The organism is Flavobacterium sp. KKT103 (genome assembly GCF_055640565.1).
The window spans coordinates 902,406-916,906 of record NZ_CM145766.1 but is presented as its reverse complement, the minus strand read 5'-3'; the positions used below and the strand labels follow the sequence as shown (position 1 = coordinate 916,906).

The 14,501-nt window shown below is 37.4% G+C and carries 13 protein-coding genes; 3 read left to right on the top strand and 10 right to left on the bottom strand.

The features are described 5' to 3' along the window. The first annotated feature begins 93 nt into the window (after positions 1 to 93). From ACZ2G0_RS04000 to ACZ2G0_RS03990, 3 genes are all read left to right on the top strand, one after another. The gene (locus ACZ2G0_RS04000) at positions 94 to 792 is read left to right on the top strand and encodes a CoA transferase subunit A (protein ID WP_470309106.1); all 699 of its coding nucleotides are present in this window, start codon (positions 94 to 96) and stop codon (positions 790 to 792) included. Positions 793 to 857: 65 nt separating this feature from the next. After that, positions 858 to 1,514, top strand: coding sequence for a 3-oxoacid CoA-transferase subunit B (locus ACZ2G0_RS03995; RefSeq protein WP_470309105.1), 657 nt, complete (start codon positions 858 to 860; stop codon positions 1,512 to 1,514). A 374-nt stretch (positions 1,515 to 1,888) separates the two neighbouring features. Next, entirely contained in the window at positions 1,889 to 4,648 is a 2,760-nt protein-coding gene (locus ACZ2G0_RS03990) for a M4 family metallopeptidase (protein WP_470309104.1), read from the top strand. 220 nt (positions 4,649 to 4,868) lie between these two features. On the opposite strand, the gene ACZ2G0_RS03985 is transcribed toward ACZ2G0_RS03990, so the two are convergent. The 10 genes from ACZ2G0_RS03985 to hemE form a co-directional block, all read right to left on the bottom strand. Next, on the bottom strand, positions 4,869 to 6,470 hold the full coding sequence (locus ACZ2G0_RS03985) for a fumarate hydratase (RefSeq protein WP_470309103.1): 1,602 nt from the start codon (positions 6,468 to 6,470) through the stop codon (positions 4,869 to 4,871). A 417-nt stretch (positions 6,471 to 6,887) separates the two neighbouring features. Beyond that, the gene (locus tag ACZ2G0_RS03980; protein ID WP_470309102.1) at positions 6,888 to 8,327 is read right to left on the bottom strand and encodes a nucleoside recognition domain-containing protein; all 1,440 of its coding nucleotides are present in this window, start codon (positions 8,325 to 8,327) and stop codon (positions 6,888 to 6,890) included. Positions 8,328 to 8,427: 100 nt separating this feature from the next. Next, positions 8,428 to 9,141 (bottom strand): 3'-5' exonuclease, encoded by a 714-nt coding sequence (locus ACZ2G0_RS03975; protein WP_470309101.1) that lies wholly within the window; start codon positions 9,139 to 9,141, stop codon positions 8,428 to 8,430. Between the two features lie 106 nt (positions 9,142 to 9,247). Then, positions 9,248 to 9,718 (bottom strand): methylated-DNA--[protein]-cysteine S-methyltransferase, encoded by a 471-nt coding sequence (locus ACZ2G0_RS03970; RefSeq protein ID WP_470309100.1) that lies wholly within the window; start codon positions 9,716 to 9,718, stop codon positions 9,248 to 9,250. Between the two features lie 165 nt (positions 9,719 to 9,883). Further along, entirely contained in the window at positions 9,884 to 10,282 is a 399-nt protein-coding gene (locus ACZ2G0_RS03965) for a c-type cytochrome (RefSeq protein ID WP_470309099.1), read from the bottom strand. Positions 10,283 to 10,371: 89 nt separating this feature from the next. Next, entirely contained in the window at positions 10,372 to 11,370 is a 999-nt protein-coding gene (hemB, locus tag ACZ2G0_RS03960; protein ID WP_470309098.1) for a porphobilinogen synthase, read from the bottom strand. 93 nt (positions 11,371 to 11,463) lie between these two features. Continuing rightward, complete coding sequence (tnpA, locus tag ACZ2G0_RS03955) at positions 11,464 to 11,922, bottom strand: IS200/IS605 family transposase (RefSeq protein ID WP_470309097.1); 459 nt, start codon at positions 11,920 to 11,922, stop codon at positions 11,464 to 11,466. A gap of 251 nt (positions 11,923 to 12,173) precedes the next feature. Continuing rightward, the gene (hemF, locus tag ACZ2G0_RS03950; RefSeq protein ID WP_470309096.1) at positions 12,174 to 13,076 is read right to left on the bottom strand and encodes an oxygen-dependent coproporphyrinogen oxidase; all 903 of its coding nucleotides are present in this window, start codon (positions 13,074 to 13,076) and stop codon (positions 12,174 to 12,176) included. Continuing rightward, positions 13,076 to 13,456: a hypothetical protein gene (locus ACZ2G0_RS03945; protein ID WP_470309095.1), complete on the bottom strand. Its 381-nt coding sequence runs from the start codon at positions 13,454 to 13,456 to the stop codon at positions 13,076 to 13,078. Before ACZ2G0_RS03945 ends, hemF begins: the two co-directional genes overlap by 1 nt. 6 nt (positions 13,457 to 13,462) lie before the next feature. Further along, on the bottom strand, positions 13,463 to 14,488 hold the full coding sequence (gene hemE / locus ACZ2G0_RS03940; protein WP_173851646.1) for a uroporphyrinogen decarboxylase: 1,026 nt from the start codon (positions 14,486 to 14,488) through the stop codon (positions 13,463 to 13,465). Positions 14,489 to 14,501 lie beyond the last annotated feature (13 nt).

The window sequence follows — 14,501 nt, the reverse complement described above, 5'->3', positions numbered from 1 at the left end:
TTTATCTTTATAGCTGAACACCAGCTATAAAGGATGCCGCTTCGGTCTGGGCTAAAACACAATCATTCATTACATTATTTTAGATATAAAATTATGATTAATAAAAAAGTAAATACGGTACAAAAAGCATTAGAAGGTGTACAAGACGGAATGACCATCATGTTAGGCGGTTTTGGTTTATCAGGAATTCCTGAAAACTCCATTGCCGAACTAGTAACTAAAGGAACGACCAACCTAACTTGTATTTCAAATAATGCAGGAGTAGATGATTTTGGACTTGGATTGCTTTTGCAAAAGCGCCAAATCAAAAAAATGATCTCATCTTACGTGGGGGAAAATGCCGAATTTGAACGCCAAATGCTTTCAGGAGAACTGGATGTCGAATTAACGCCACAAGGAACCTTAGCCGAAAAATGTCGTGCTGCGCAAGCCGGAATTCCTGCTTTCTTTACTCCTGCCGGATATGGTACAGAAGTAGCCGAAGGAAAAGAAGTACGCGAATTCAACGGAAAAATGCATATCATGGAACTGGCTTACAAAGCTGATTTTGCCATTGTAAAAGCTTGGAAAGGTGACGAAGCCGGAAATTTAATTTTTAAAGGAACCGCTCGTAACTTCAATGCCTGTATGGCCGGTGCTGCTAAAATCACCATTGCCGAAGTAGAAGAACTTTTGCCGGTAGGCGCGCTAGATCCTAACCAAATTCATATTCCGGGAATCATGGTACAACGCATTTTTCAAGGAGAAAAGTTTGAAAAAAGAATCGAGCAACGAACAGTTAGAAAAAAATAATTGAATCATAATTCAATACAACACTTAATTATCCTTAACCACTTGCTGGTCTAAATATAAAATTTATGTTAGGAAAAGAAGAAATTGCAAAACGAATTGCCAAGGAAGTACAAGATGGGTATTACGTAAACTTAGGAATTGGTATTCCCACATTAGTAGCAAACTATGTTCGAACTGATATCGCTGTGGAGTTTCAAAGTGAGAACGGTGTTTTAGGCATGGGTCCTTTTCCTTTTGAAGGAGAAGAAGATGCTGATATTATCAACGCAGGAAAACAAACGATTACCACTTTACCAGGCGCTTCGTTTTTCGACTCGGCTTTGAGTTTTGGAATGATTCGTTCTCAAAAAGTAGACTTAACTATTCTTGGTGCTATGGAAGTAGCCGAGAATGGTGATATTGCCAACTGGAAGATACCAGGGAAAATGGTAAAAGGAATGGGTGGCGCAATGGACTTGGTTGCCTCTGCTGAGAACATTATCGTTGCAATGATGCACGTTAATAAAGCTGGAGAATCAAAAATTCTAAAAAAATGTAGCTTGCCTTTAACAGGTGTAGGATGCGTTAAAAAAGTAGTTACTGAACTTGCCGTTATAGAAGTGACTTCGAAAGGTTTTAAACTACTAGAAAGAGCTCCTGGAGTATCAGTAGAACATATTATAGCTTCCACTGAAGCTACCTTAATCATTGAAGGAGATATTCCTGAAATGATTATAGATTAAGCACCACTATATATCATTTAAAAAAGCGAGTCGTTTGCATAACATTTAAACGATTTAAAGCTAAAAATAAATCATCCCAATCGGACTAGACCATTTTCTAGTCCGATTTTTTTTGTCCAGTTTTAAAATTTGACTTTTTTTTCTTACTTACCGATTCTAGGAAAAAATTGGTGTCCTTTTACCCTTTTGAAAAAAAAGCCCTTATAGCCCGTATAATCCAGTAAATGTTAAAATTATATTGTTTTATTGTTGGCTATAATGTAAAAAAACAACAATAGCCAAAATATTTTTCTAAATTTTTAACAGATATCATAAATAATATTACATTTGATCGTGGAAATTTAACTTTTCATTAACCAAAAACAAACCTTTTTATGCAAAAAAAATTACTCGGAAAAATGGGTGTCATTGCGACTGTCTCATTATTTACACTTACAGGAAATGCCCAAGATGCTGCAAAAAATGTAAAGCAAAAAATTGTTAATGATAACGGAGCACCCTCTCTTATCTCTTTTAATGAGCAATCAACTTACAAATCCACTGATTCTCAAAAAGTATTCACAGAACAATTGGGTTTAAAAAAGACCTCAAACTACTCTAAAACCAAATCCGAGACAGACAAATTAGGATTTTCACATGACAAATTCCAATTGTACCATGAAGGGCTAAAAGTAGAATTTTCTACTTACACGCTGCACTCTAAAGAAGGTAAATTAGAATCGATGACTGGAGATTTCTACTCATTGGAAGACACTAAAACAACACCAACATTAAGCAAAGAACAAGCATTTAAGGCTGCAATAAAGTCAATAGGTGCTAAGAAATACCTTTGGGACGCACCACAAGATGCTCAAGAAATGAACTATGAAAAACCTACGGGTGAATTAGTTTTACTTCCTACAGTACAAGGCGCAACTTCAAAACAAAAAGACAATAAATTACACTTAGCTTATAAATTTGACATTTACGCCACTTACCCATTAAGTCGTGGCGATGTATATATTGATGCAATTACTGGCGAAGTATTACTTTACAATGCTACCATCAAACACCTTGGTGAATACAGCCATGGAGGACACGCTAAAACAACTGTTGAGACTAAAAGTGCAGCTTTGGCTCCAGTAGTTGTCGCTGCTAATGCTGCAACACGCTACAGTGGTACGCAATCGATTCAAACTCTTTTAAGTGGTTCAACTTATATTTTGTCTGATAATACACGTGGTTCAGGAGTTCAAACTTACAATTCAGCGCGAACAGCTACCTATCCAACTACTAATTTCACGGATGCAGATAATAACTGGACCGCAGCTGAATTTAACAATACTAATAAAGACAACGGTGCCTTAGATGCACACTGGGGAGCTGAAAAAACATACGACTACTTTAGTACTAAACACGGTAGAAACAGTTATGATAATGCAGGAGCAAAAATTAAAAGTTATGTACATTATAACCTAATAGCAGCAGGATATCCTGATAACAATAATGCATTTTGGAATGGTTCAGTAATGACTTACGGCGACGGAAGCGGAACTGGAGGATTTGATGTATTAACAGCCTTGGATGTTGCTGGTCACGAAATTGGACATGCCGTTTGTAGTAATACAGCGAATTTAACCTACTTAAACGAGTCGGGAGCGATGAATGAAGGTTTCTCAGACATATGGGGAGCTTGTATTGAATTTGCTGCAGCACCTACTAAAGCAACTTGGTTAATTGGAGAAGACATTGAAAAAAGAGCAGGTCATACCTCTTTACGTTCTATGAGTGATCCTAATGCCGAAGGACAGCCCGATACTTATAAAGGAACGTACTGGTACAGTGGAACGGCAGACTCAGGAGGTGTGCATACCAACAGTGGGGTTTTAAATCACTGGTTCTACATTTTATCCGTAGGTAAATCAGGAACAAACGACATAGGAAGCGTTTATAATGTTACAGGAATTACTATTGCCAAAGCAGAAAAAATAGCATACCGCCTAGAAAGCGTTTATCTATCAGCAAGTTCTACTTATGCTAATGCAAGAACTTATGGTATTCAATCAGCAGTAGACTTGTACGGAGCGGGTTCAGCTGAAGTGATAGCAACTACTAATGCTTTTTATGCTGTTGGTATTGGAGCTGCTTACGCAGGAACTGCTGACACAACTGCGCCAACTACACCAACTTCTTTGGCTGCATCTGGAACAACATCTACAACAACTAACTTGGCATGGACTGCTTCAACAGATAACGTAGGCGTTACTGGTTATAATGTGTACCAAGGAACTACTTTAAAAGGTACTGCTACCGGAACAACTTTCGCAGTAACTGGATTAACAGCTGCAACGGCTTACACATTCTCTGTAAAAGCAAAAGATGCTGCTGGAAATTTATCTGCATCAAGTAACACGGTCAATGTAACGACAACTGGAAACACCGTTACATACTGTACATCAAAAGGAAATAATGCAGCCTCAGAGTTCATTGACTACGTGAGCATTGGTGGAGTATCAAATACATCGGGCGCAAATGCTGGTTATGGTAATTTTACTAATTTAACTGCTAATGTTCCTTATGGTTCTAACACCATCATTTTTAGTGCTGGGTTTACAGGAACGGCTTACACGGAATATTGGAAAGTTTGGATTGACTTCAATAAAAATGGTGTTTTTGAAACTAATGAACAAGTAGTATCAGGATCGTCTTCAAGCAGTGCTAACTTATCAAGTACGTTAACAGTACCAACTACTGCATTATCAGGTTTAACTCGTATGAGAGTTTCTATGAAATACAACGCAGCTCAAACGGCTTGTGAAGCTTTTGCTTATGGCGAAGTGGAAGATTATACGGTTAATATTGGAAATGCGGCAATTGCAGAATTTGCAGCAATCAAACCTGGTAATTCTCTTGGTGATGAAGCTTCAATTTCAGATATCGTGATGTACCCAAATCCAACTGATAACATTTTACATGTTAGAATGGTAGATAACAGAGAAGGAACCTACAGGTTAATTAATTTCCTTGGTCAACAAGTTGATGCTGGTACACTTACTGAAAGCGGAATAAACGTTAGTAAATTAGGAACTGGAGTGTATATCATCGAAGTAAGTGATGGTCAAAAAACCTCATCAAAGAAATTTGTTAAAAACTAATACTGTTTAGATTAATTGAAAAGGCCTCACGATTGTGAGGCCTTTTTTTTTTTGATCTATTAAAACGATAACAAATAATGAACTTATAGCCTTTGTGAACTAAATAATGGTCTTTTTTACAAAAGCAATAACGCAAAAAAAGACCGCAACATACATTGCGATCCTTTTTGTAATAAATCTACCGTCCCAACTAAAATGGTAGTCTACAATAGAATGTCTTTTATAAATTCTCGAAAAAGTCATTCCCTTTATCATCGGTAATGATGAAAGCTGGGAAATCTTTAATCGTGATTTTACGAACGGCTTCCATTCCTAATTCTTCAAAATCTACAACTTCCACTTTTAAGATATTGTCTTGCGCCAAAATCGCAGCAGGACCTCCAATGGAACCTAGGTAGAAACCACCGTAGGTTTTACAAGCATTCGTTACTTGTTTTGTTCTATTTCCTTTGGCAAGCATAATCATACTTCCACCTTGCTTTTGAAATTCCTCTACATATACATCCATACGACCAGCGGTTGTTGGTCCAAAACTACCTGATGGCATTCCTTCTGGCGTTTTAGCAGGACCTGCATAATAAACCGGATGATTTTTAAAGTATTCTGGCATTGGTTTTCCAGCATCTAACAACTCTTTGATTTTAGCATGTGCAATATCACGAGCTACGATCAAGGTTCCGTTTAATTTTAATCGCGTTTTGATTGGATACTTCGATAATTCAGCCAAAATATCTGCCATCGGACGGTTCAAATCAACATCAACTGCTGGTTCTAAATGAGGAGCTGTCTCTGGCAATAAACGTCCAGGATTCACCTCTAATTGCTCCACGAATATGCCGTCTTTGGTAATTTTACCTTTAATGTTTCTATCAGCTGAGCAAGAAACTCCTAATCCTACTGGACAAGAAGCCGCATGACGTGGCAAACGAATCACACGCACATCATGGGTAAAATACTTCCCTCCAAACTGTGCTCCAATGGCACTTTCTTGGCAAATAAGCTGTACTCTTTTCTCCCACTCTAAATCTCGAAACGCCTGACCTGCCATGTTACCTGTTGTGGGTAAGTTATCAAAATAACCTGCCGATGCTTTTTTAACTGCTGCTAGATTCGCTTCCGCAGAAGTTCCTCCAATTACAAAAGCTAAATGGTAAGGTGGACAAGCAGAAGTTCCTAAATCCATGATTTTAGCACGAACAAAAGCATCCATTGATTTCTCGTTCAATAAAGACTTCGTTTGTTGGTACAAATAGGTTTTGTTAGCAGATCCTCCACCTTTGGCTAAAAACAAAAATTCGTAAGTAGCTCCAGTTTTAGAATAAATATCGATTTGAGCAGGTAAATTAGATCCCGAATTTTTTTCTTCAAACATACTGATGGGTACAATTTGAGAATAACGAAGGTTGCGCTCTTGGTAGGTATTAAAAATCCCCTTAGAAAGCCATTGGGCATCATCGACACCTGTATATACATTTTCGCCTTTTTTAGCCATTACAATCGCTGTTCCGGTGTCTTGGCATGACGGCAACTGTCCTTCGATGGCTACAGCTGCATTTTGCAATAGATTATAAGCCACAAATCGATCGTTATCCGTCGCTTCAGGATCATCAAGAATCGCTCTTAATTTTTCCAAATGCGAAGTACGTAACATAAACGACACATCTCTCATCGCCTCTTGTGAAAGCAATTCGAGTCCCCTTGGGTCAACCGTCAAGATTTCACGGTCGCCTAGTTTTTCTACTTTTACAAAATCAGATGATATTTTGCGATATTGGGTATCGTCTTTTAAAATAGGATAAGGATCCTGGTATATAAAGTCCATATTTAGAAGTTTGATTTAGAACCTCAAATATAAGAATTGTAGAAGGAATTTTGAATTATAATTCCGTTAATCTCCTCTAAAAGTTAGAGGATTGAAAGATGCAAAAACAAATTAGAAGTAAAAATAACAACCCTTCCCTTTTGAATCTGAGTCCGAAAACGCTGTGATGCAAAAGCAATGTTTTGAAAAGCACAAAACCACAAACGAGTTATACCTAAATAAAAAACGTTGTTTCACAGTAGGAAACAACGTTGAAGCGATTAAAAGACTAGCAGGCTACTAACCCATTAAACTCGTTACTAAAAATAAAATAACAAAAGCAATTGCGATGTATTTAGCGTATTTTGACATTTTTTAATTTTTTACTTATTGATTATATACTAATTTATTGATTTAACTCTTCCTAAATATACTTCCTTAAAAAAACCAGCTTGCCACAAAAATGGCAGTGATCACACAAATTACGTCTACTAACAGCATGGTCGTTAAAGCATAACGGGTGTTTTTAATATTCACCGATCCAAAATAAACGGCGATCACGTAAAAAGTACTCTCGGCGCTACATTGGAAAATACTACTCAAACGCCCTGTTAGAGAATCGGCGCCGAAGGTATTCATCGAATCGATTAAGAAACCACGTGATCCCGCAGAGCTAAAAGGTCGCAATAAAGCAACTGGCAAAGCATCGACAATTTCTTTATTGACACCCATATTTGAAAATACAAACCCTAGACCGTTACTTATAATTTCGAATAAGCCACTGTTTCTAAACAAGGATATCGCCACTAACATTCCTAAAACATAAGGAAAAATAACTACTCCTGTTTTTACTCCATTATTGGCTCCTTTTACAAAAGAATCAAAAACGGTGGTATTAGCCTCACTGAATTTTTTCTCTTTTCTGAAAGAGAAGATTAATGTAAATGCAACAATTCCAATCAAAATTAATCCCGAAAGGTTATTCGTAAAATAGTTTTTACCAATCAAGTCCAATTGATTCACATACATCAACAAACCTACGATAGCTCCAATTAATCCCATTAAAGCAGCAACTAAAGAGGCACTTTTAAAGTTAATTTTCTGTTTTACTCCTACAATTAAAAACGCAGCAATTGTTCCAATAAACGAAGTGATTATACAAGGCAACATCACATCGGCTGGGTTTGCAGCACCAGCAGCGGCACGATAACCGATAATTGAGGTAGCAATCAAAGTTAAGCCCGAGGCGTGCAAACACATGAACATAATTTGGGCATCACTGGCTCGGTCTTTATCTGGATTGAGTTCTTGTAAACTCTCCATTGCTTTTAGTCCAAAGGGTGTTGCAGCCGAATCCAATCCTAAGAAATTAGCAGCGAAATTCAAGGTCATGTACGATATCGAAGGATGGTTTTTTGGAATACTTGGAAACACTTTTACAAACACCGGACTCAAAACAGTAGCTAATTTTCCGGAAGCTCCAGAGATAATTAACAACTCCATCAATCCACAGAAAAAGGCTAAATACGCGATAAGAGGCAAAATCAAATCTACCAATGTACTTTTACAAGTAGGTAGCAAACCATCAGACTTTTGGATTCCGCTAAAAATTTTTACTGTTTTATTAGAGTAAACATAGGTAGTATCCGCATTGGTAAGGTCGCGGTTCATTACAAATGTCTTTTCGGGCGATGCGTTGATACTGTCTTTTATAAAAACAGGAAGCTGCTCTAAATATTTTTCAGAAACAAGCACTGGATCACCTTTAACTCCATTCAAAACAAAATCAATGGTATACGTATTGGCGGTGAACAAACTCACAACTATAAAAATGATAGATGAAATAAAAATAACCAACCAAAATCTACTTAAAACCATAATTTATATTTTTTGTAAATGTAAAAATTTTAACCATAAAGTAAACAGCGTAATGTGTAAAGTACAAAAAGCATTTTCTAGCTAGCGATTAACACCTCTATCACACATGAATTATTTCATCCTCAATAAGCAAGTCTTCACGGCGTAAACGCAAAAATATTTGCGCTACGGCAATGGTGTCTTTTTCGCAATAGGTTACAATACGGTCAATATCCTTATCAACATAATACACATGTCCTACTTGGGTGCCATCGATATCACCTTTTGGAGAGGGGATTCCTAACACTTTACACATTAACTTTAAGGAGGTATAATGTTTGTAGTCGCCAAATTTCCAGAGTTCCAAAGTATCTAAATGCGGAATCTCCCATGGCTTTTTGCCAAATAAATTCAGCTTATCCGGAATCGGAATTTGGTTGATGATCATGCGACGCGCTAGAAACGGAATATCGAATTCCTTCGCATTATGTCCGCACAAAACATATTGAGGACCACTAAAATGATTGGTAAGTAGGTTATTAAAATCTTTTAGAAGTTTAGGCTCTTCGCCAAAGAACGAAGTAACGCGAAAATTACGAACATCGCCTTTGATCACAAAGTAACCGACTGAGATACAAATAATTTTTCCAAACTCGGCCCAAATGCCGGCACGATCGTAAAACTCCGCCGCAGTGAACTCGTCTTTGCGTTGGTACTGTGTTTTTTGCTCGTACAACCCTTGCATATCCGCATCTAATTCGCTGTAATTAGCGGCTTCAGGAACGGTCTCTATATCTAAGAAAAGAATATTATTGAGGTTTATTTTTTCTATCATAAATTATGGCACACGGATTTTATGGGTCTTACCCATTAAAACAGATTTTTTAAAACAAAATACTTAGATACGAATGTAAAGAATATTACTGATTTTAGTATCTACTCTAGAATAAACTTTGTTGACTGCTAGGACTTTCGTGTTCCAGCAACCACTTTTTGCGCCACAACCCACCAGCATAACCTGTAAGCGAACCATCTGACCCTATAACGCGATGGCAAGGAAGCACAATCCACAATGGGTTTTTACCATTGGCTGTAGCCACCGCCCGAATCGCCTTGACGTCTCCTAGAACCTTGGCTTGCTCGAGATAGGTTCTTGTTTTACCAAAAGGAATATCTTGTAAAGACAACCACACCCTTTGTTGAAAAGCAGTTCCTTGAGGATTTAGTTTGAAATCGAAATCGGTTCGTTTATGATTAAAATAGTCTGTTAGTTGTGTAACCGCTTCTTGTAAACTTTCTGGTATTACATCACTAACAACTCCTTCATCACTAACGGAAACAAATGAAACCCCATCGTGATTACCCACAATTGTTGCAATTCCTAATGGTGTTTTGATGTGAACTGTTTCCATAAAATCAGATTAAGAGTTGCAAAGTACTCAAAATTTTAAAATGTGCATTAAAAATAAAAACCACTCGCAATACGAATGGTTCTTGTTTTTTAGCCTTGATAGTAGCGGCATCCTCTTGTGGTGGTGTTCACCACAAGAGATATAGCGGATAGCGAGAATAGCTCCTTATTTTAAAGTCGAATATGTATATGCCTCAATTGCTTGTAGCTCGGTATCGGTAAAGGTTTTAGTGAGGGCCAAATTAGCCGCCATAACCTCGTACTGCGATGGATCTACAATCGCTTCGCTTTCGCCTTTTAAAAACGAAATAATGTTTCCGTTTTTCTCTTTGTATATCTTGGCGATATCTTGCAAACTAGGTCCGATTAACTTTGAATCGACGTTGTGACAAGTAACACATTTTCCTTTTCCCTCGAAGATAATTTTCCCAACTTCAGCTGGAGTAAAATCATCTGCGGAAGCGACTTCTTTCTTTACTTCTACTTTCTCTGATGCTTTATCATCCTTGTCCTTGCATGAACTTAAAGCACCTATTGCTAAGGCTATAACTATAAATTTTTTCATCGTTTTGTTGTTTTTGATCTACTCAAATTTACGAAATTATCAGTAGATAAAGTAGCACTGAACCATCAAATTGTCTTTTAAAAACAATATTATTTTGCGTTTAACAAAATAGCAGCTTCTTTGGCAAAATAAGTTGAAATTAAACTTGCTCCTGCTCTCTTGATGCACATTAGTTGCTCCATCATAATCTTGTCGTGATCCAACCACCCTTTTTCGGCTGCCGCTTTGATCATAGCATATTCACCCGAAACATGGTAAACCGTTACCGGAACATTTACTGCGTTCCTCACTTCGCGAACGATGTCTAAATAGGCAATTCCGGGTTTTACCATGACCATATCGGCACCTTCTTCAACATCCCAAAGTGCTTCTTTGATCGCTTCAATGCGGTTGGCATAATCCATTTGGTAGGTTTTCTTATCTTTTGGTACGACAACATCAGCTTCCCTTGGTGCACTATCTAATGCATCACGAAAAGGCCCGTAAAATGCCGAAGCGTACTTTGCTGAATAGCTCATGATCCCCACATTATGGAAACCTGCAGCATCAAGACCTTGGCGCAAACGCAATACGCGTCCGTCCATCATATCGCTTGGCGCTACAAAATCGGCTCCTGCTTGCGCATGTGAAACTGCCATTTTTACTAAGGCTTCGTTTGTTGCTTCGTTCTCCACGTCACCATTAGCTATGATTCCGTCATGCCCGTAAATAGAATAGGGGTCTAAAGCTACATCAGGCATCACGATCATCTCTGGACAAGCAGTTTTAATGGCACGAATAGCGTTTTGCATCAATCCGTTATCATTCCACGCTTCTTTTCCTGTATTGTCTTTTAAGTCTTCGCTGACCTTTACATAAATGTTTACAGCGCGAATGCCCAAATCAAATAATTCTTTAACCTCTTTTACCGTTAAATCTATCGAACGACGAAAGATTCCGGGCATAGAAGCAATTTCTACTTGTACGTTTTCTCCCTCTGCAATAAACATGGGAAACATAAAATCTGACGGACTTAATGTCGTCTCGCGAACTAATGAACGAATAGATTCGTTGGTTCTTAATCTTCTACCTCTTTGTAATGGGAACATATGTTTTAAGCTTTTAGCTCCATGGGAGCGGTATAATTATAGAAATGTGTGTCAATTTACAAAAACCAAACCCCAGCGGGGTGGCATATTATTTTAAACATCATCAAAGATAAATTCATTTTTAAAATCAACATTGAATGCTTTCAAAAAATCAACATATTCTTCTTTGAAGGTTTTCTTTTTATGATGCTCTTCTTGTTTTTGGATATAATTTATAACATTTGTCAGTTGAGAATGGCTATACGAAAAAGCACCAAATCCAGTTTGCCATTCAAATTTTCCGTTAATCCATCTTTTCTCTTTTATAAAACGTGAGGAATTAGCTTTGATTGCTCTAACCAAATCAGACAATGATTTGTCAGGTTTTAATCCAATCAAAATATGAATATGGTCTGGCATTCCATTAATAGCAATTAATTTTTGACCTTCGTTAGTGACAATTCCTGTGATGTATTTATATAATTCATCCTTCCAAATTGTGGAAACTAGATTTTGCCTGCCTTTAACGGCAAAAACAATTTGGATATATAATTGCGTATAGGTATTTGCCATTTGAAATTGATATTATTTAAAATATTTCATCCCTATGGGATTTAATAAAACCGCATTGAATATTGTCTATAAATATTTCATCCCTATGGGATTCAATAAAAAACGCATTGAATATTTTGCCTATAAATATGTCATCCCTACGGGATTTAATAAAATCGCATTGAATATTGTCTACAAATATGTCATCCCTATGGGATTCAATAAAAAACGCATTGAATATTGTCTACAAATATGTCGCTCCCTTGGAGCTTTTATAGCCAATCCCTTGGGTTTTCTAACACTTGAATTAATTTCTCTTCCTCACTGCCTGCTTCCGGATGATGATCGTACACCCATTGCACATGCGGTGGCAAACTCATCAAAATTGATTCAATTCTTCCATTGGTTTTTAGACCAAATAAGGTTCCTTTATCATGAACCAAATTAAACTCCACATAACGACCACGACGAATTTCTTGCCATGTTTTTTGGGCAGCAGAATACTCCAAATCTTTTCTTTTTTCTACAATTGGAACATAAGCTTGCAAGAAACTATTTCCGACTTCAGAAACAAAGTCAAACCAATTCTCCATGCTCATGTCATCAGTCGCTTTACAATAATCGAAGAACAAGCCTCCAATTCCACGTGCTTCGTTTCTGTGTGCATTCCAGAAATAAGCATCACATTGTTTTTTATATTTTGGATAAAAATCTGGATTGTGTTTATCACAAGCCGTTTTACACGTTTCATGAAAATGAATTGCATCTTCTTCAAACAAATAATAAGGTGTTAAATCTTGTCCACCACCAAACCACTGTTGGATTACACTTCCGTTCTCATCATACATTTCGAAATAGCGCCAGTTCGCGTGCACCGTAGGCACCATCGGACTCTTTGGATGTAAGACCAAACTTAGTCCGCAGGCAAAGAAATCAGCTTCTCCTACGCCAAACATTTTTTGCATGGCTTCAGGTAATTTGCCATGTACTGCTGAGATATTAACACCTCCTTTTTCAAAAACTTGTCCGTTCTCGATAACGCGGGTGCGTCCGCCACCACCTTCAGGGCGATCCCACAGGTCTTCTTTAAATTTGGCTTGACCGTCAACAGCTTCTAATCCTGCAACGATTGTATCTTGTAAGTTTTGTATGTATGCGTAGAATTGTTCTTTCATTACTTATTTGATTTCGCAACAGCTATTTTATTGCTAATTCCAAACGAAAAGGCTTTACTTTCTGCCTGGATATGAACATAAATAGCAATCGCTTTTGCTATAAAATCGACCGAATTACCTTTAGAATAGTCTACTAAAAAATCAGCAAATCTTTCTTTGTCTTCCCAATCAAAGCCGTATCCACTAAGTAGTGTGATTAAGTCTTTTTCTGAGATTTCTTGTAGAATAGTAGAACTTAATTGTATTTCAGTCAACTGATCGTCGATTAAATTCGTGTCTTCTCTATTCCAAAATTTGGGTACAAAAACCAAAGAAAGTAAAGTGGTCAACATGTTGTCGATCTTTACTTTCTTCTCGTCTCTTAATCCTTTATTTAGCATTTACTATTATTGATTGTATTCCTTCACTGCGTCAATGAACGCTTTTGCGTGATCTACAGGAATATTTGGTAAAATACCGTGACCTAAGTTCACGATGTATTTGTCTTTTCCGAATTCGTCAATCATTTCATGAACCATTTTCTTGATCACTGGAATTGGCGATAACAATCGTGATGGATCAAAATTTCCTTGCAAAGTGATGTTTCCACCTGAAAGGTATCTTGCGTTTCTAGGCGAGCAAGTCCAGTCTACTCCTAATGCAGAAGCACGGCTTTTTCCCATTTCGCCAAGCGCGAACCAACATCCTTTTCCGAAAACAATAACCGGAGCATCATCAGCAAGTGCTTCAACGATTTGGTTGATGTATTTCCATGAAAATTCTTGATAGTCTACAGGTGATAACATTCCACCCCATGAGTCAAAGATTTGAACGGCATTTACTCCCGCTTTTACTTTTTCTTTTAGGTATAAAATAGTAGTATCGGTAATTTTTTGTAATAAAACATGCGCTGCTTCTGGGTATTGAAAACAGAATCCTTTAGCTTTATCAAAGCTTTTTGATCCTTGCCCTTCTACTGCGTAGCACATAATTGTCCAAGGCGAACCTGCGAAACCAATTAATGGCACCTCATCATTCAACATTTCCTTAGTCAATTTGATAGCATCAAAAACATAACCTAACGTTTCATGAACATCAGGAACAATTACGTTCTCAACATCTTGAATCGTACGAATAGGATGTGGCAAATACGGACCAAAATTAGGTTTCATCTCTACATCAATTCCCATTGCTTGTGGAATCACTAAAATATCTGAGAACAAAATCGCAGCATCAGGAGCGATTCTACGAATGGGTTGTACCGTAATTTCGGCAGCCAACTCTGGAGTTTGACAACGGGTAAAAAAATCATATTTATCACGCAAAGCGATAAATTCTGGTAAATACCTACCGGCTTGACGCATCATCCATACCGGCGGACGCTGTACTGTTTCTCCTTTTAATGCTCTTAAAAATAAGTCGTTTTTTATCATTTTCTTGCTATTG